The organism is Acidovorax sp. GW835-FHT14G06, from assembly GCF_058793595.1.
On sequence record NZ_JBXAGA010000040.1, the window covers coordinates 1 to 2,596 of the forward strand.

General features: G+C 63.9%; 2 protein-coding genes. Both read left to right on the top strand.

Annotated features, from left to right (window positions below):
- The first annotated feature begins 117 nt into the window (after window positions 1–117).
- Window positions 118–1,644, top strand: a complete 1,527-nt coding sequence (gene istA / locus AC1Q64_RS25560) for an IS21 family transposase (RefSeq protein WP_056637686.1) — start codon at window positions 118–120, stop codon at window positions 1,642–1,644.
- Complete coding sequence (gene istB / locus AC1Q64_RS25565) at window positions 1,637–2,422, top strand: IS21-like element helper ATPase IstB (protein ID WP_024815605.1); 786 nt, start codon at window positions 1,637–1,639, stop codon at window positions 2,420–2,422. Before istA ends, istB begins: the two co-directional genes overlap by 8 nt.
- Window positions 2,423–2,596 lie beyond the last annotated feature (174 nt).

The following is a 2,596-nucleotide window of genomic DNA, read 5'->3' on the forward strand; positions in this document are numbered from 1 at the left end:
TGTTGACGCCGACCGAAAACTGAGCCACTTTTTGGTGTGATGCCGACCTAAAACTGAGCCAGGTGTTTTACCTACCCTGCTGTTTTGTGCAGCAAGGGAATGAAGAGGGTGATCACCATGGACATGATTGGCAAGATACGGCGGATGCACCGCCGGGACAAGAAGACGAAGCGGGAGATATCGAGGGCCACGGGCCTGTCGCGCAACACGGTGGCCAAGTGGCTGGACGAGGCGCAGCCGGTCGAGCCCAAGTACCGCCGGGAGGCGGCGAAGGCGACCAAGCTGTCGGCGCACGAGGCGGAGCTCAAGCAAGCCTTGAAGGCCGATGCCAAGCGGCCCAAGAAGGAGCGGCGCACGGCCAAGGCCTTGTTCACGCAGATCAAGGCAGCGGGCTACGAAGGTGGCTACACGCGGGTGACGGACTTCATCCGCAAGTGGCGCCAAGGTGAAGGCCAACAGGCGGCCTGCAAGGCCTTCGTGCCATTGACTTTCGAGCTTGGCGAGGCCTTCCAGTTCGACTGGAGCGAAGACGGCTTGCTGGTGGGCGGGGTGTACTACCGCATGCAGGTCTCGCACATGAAGCTGTGTGCCAGTGGGGCCTTCTGGCTGGTGGCCTACCCCAGCCAAGGCCACGAGATGCTGTTCGATGCGCACACCCGCAGCTTTGCAGCGCTGGGTGGCGTGGCACGCCGTGGCATCTACGACAACATGAAGACGGCGGTCGACAAAGTCAAGAAGGGCAAAGGCCGCGTGGTCAATGCGCGCTTTGCAGCCATGTGCGCGCACTATCTGTTCGACCCTGATTTTTGCAACCGTGCCAGCGGCTGGGAGAAGGGGCGCGTGGAGAAGGATGTGCAAGACAGCCGCCGTCGCATCTGGGTGGAGGCGGGGCAACGGCGCTTTGGCAGCTTTACCGAGCTCAATGCGTGGCTGGGCGAGCGCTGCCGGGCTCTGTGGCGAGAGCTGCGCCACCCGCAGCACAAAGCGTTCAGCATCGCCGAGATGCTGGAGCTGGAGCAAAGCCACCTGATGCCGATGCCGGTGGCCTTTGATGGCTATGTTGAGAACCCGGCCAAGGTGAGCAGCACCTGCCTGGTGACGGTGGCGCGCAACCGCTACTCGGTGCCCTGCGAATGGGCGGGGCAAATGGTCAGCACACACCTGTACCCGGCGCAGATCGTGGTGGTGGCCGGCGATGCTATGGTGGCCACGCACGAGCGCCTGAGCGATCGCAACCAGACCCGCTACGACTGGCAGCATTACGTGCCGCTGATCGAGCGCAAGCCGGGCGCGCTGCGCAACGGCGCGCCCTTTGCAGACCTGCCCGAGCCATTGCAGCGCATGCGCAAAGGCTTGCTGCACCAGGAGGGGGGCGACAGGGTGATGGCGCAGGTACTGGCCGAGGTGCCCAAGCAAGGGCTGGACGCCGTGCTGGTGGCGGTGGAGTTGGCCCTGGAGAGTGCGCCGCCATCGGGGCGGGTGAGCACCGAGCACGTCATCAACGTGCTCGGCCGCCTGCAAGCGCAGCCCCTGCCCGAGACGGTTGCGACCAACCTGCAAGTGAGCCAGACACCCCTGGCCGACACGGCGCGCTATGACAGCCTGCGCGCTGGCAGCGACATGCAGGAGGCCGATCATGCGTGAGCTGGACAAGGAGTTCAAAGAGCTGCGCCTGTACGGCATGGCCGGGGCCTGGGAGGACCTGGTCAAGCAAGGCGGCCACGCCACGCTGGAGAGCTCGCGCTGGCTGCTGGAGCACCTGCTGCAAGCGGAAGTCACGGACAGAGCCATGCGCTCAGTGAGCTACCAGATGCACACGGCGAAGTTCCCCGTGCACCGCGACCTGGCGGGCTTCGACTTCGAATGCTCGCCCGTGGACAAAAAGCTCATCGAGCAGTTGGCCAGCATGGCGTTCACCGAGCAGGCGCACAACGTGGTGCTGGTGGGTGGCCCCGGCACGGGCAAGACGCATCTGGCCACGGCCATCGGCGTGGCGGGCATCACGCGCCATGGCTCACGCGTGCGGTTTTACTCCACGGTGGACCTGGTCAACGCACTGGAGCAGGAGAAGGCCCAAGGCAAGGCAGGCCGCATCGCAGCGAGCTTGCAGCGCATGGACCTGGTCATCCTTGATGAGCTGGGCTACCTGCCCTTCAGCCAGGCAGGCGGCGCCTTGCTGTTCCACCTGCTGAGCAAGCTCTACGAGCAGACCAGCGTGATGATCACCACCAACCTGGACTTCAAGGAATGGTCCAGCGTGTTCGGCGACGCCAAGATGACCACGGCACTGCTGGATCGACTCACGCACCACTGCCACATCGTCGAGACGGGCAACGAGTCCCACAGGTTCATGCACAGCACAGCCGTGGCCAAGAAACGCATCAAGGCACGCGAACAGGCCAAGAAGGCTGAGCCGTTCTGAGCGGTTCAAGGGCAAGCCGCTACGGGCTTCGCCCTGCGCGGCTTACCCTCAACGGACGACCACCGAGCTCGATCACCAAGGAGACCAAAACCGACCCAAGGCACTACACTTATCCACAGCCGACCTTCACAGGTTGGCCATTAGCCCTGGCTCAAAATTCAATCGGCACGGTGG

Excerpts from the sequence above, each read along its gene's own strand:
- istB (WP_024815605.1), top strand. The coding sequence starts at position 1,637 with ATGCGTGAGCTGGACAAGGAGTTCAAAGAGCTGCGCCTGTACGGCATG.
- istA (WP_056637686.1), top strand. The coding sequence starts at position 118 with ATGGACATGATTGGCAAGATACGGCGGATGCACCGCCGGGACAAGAAG.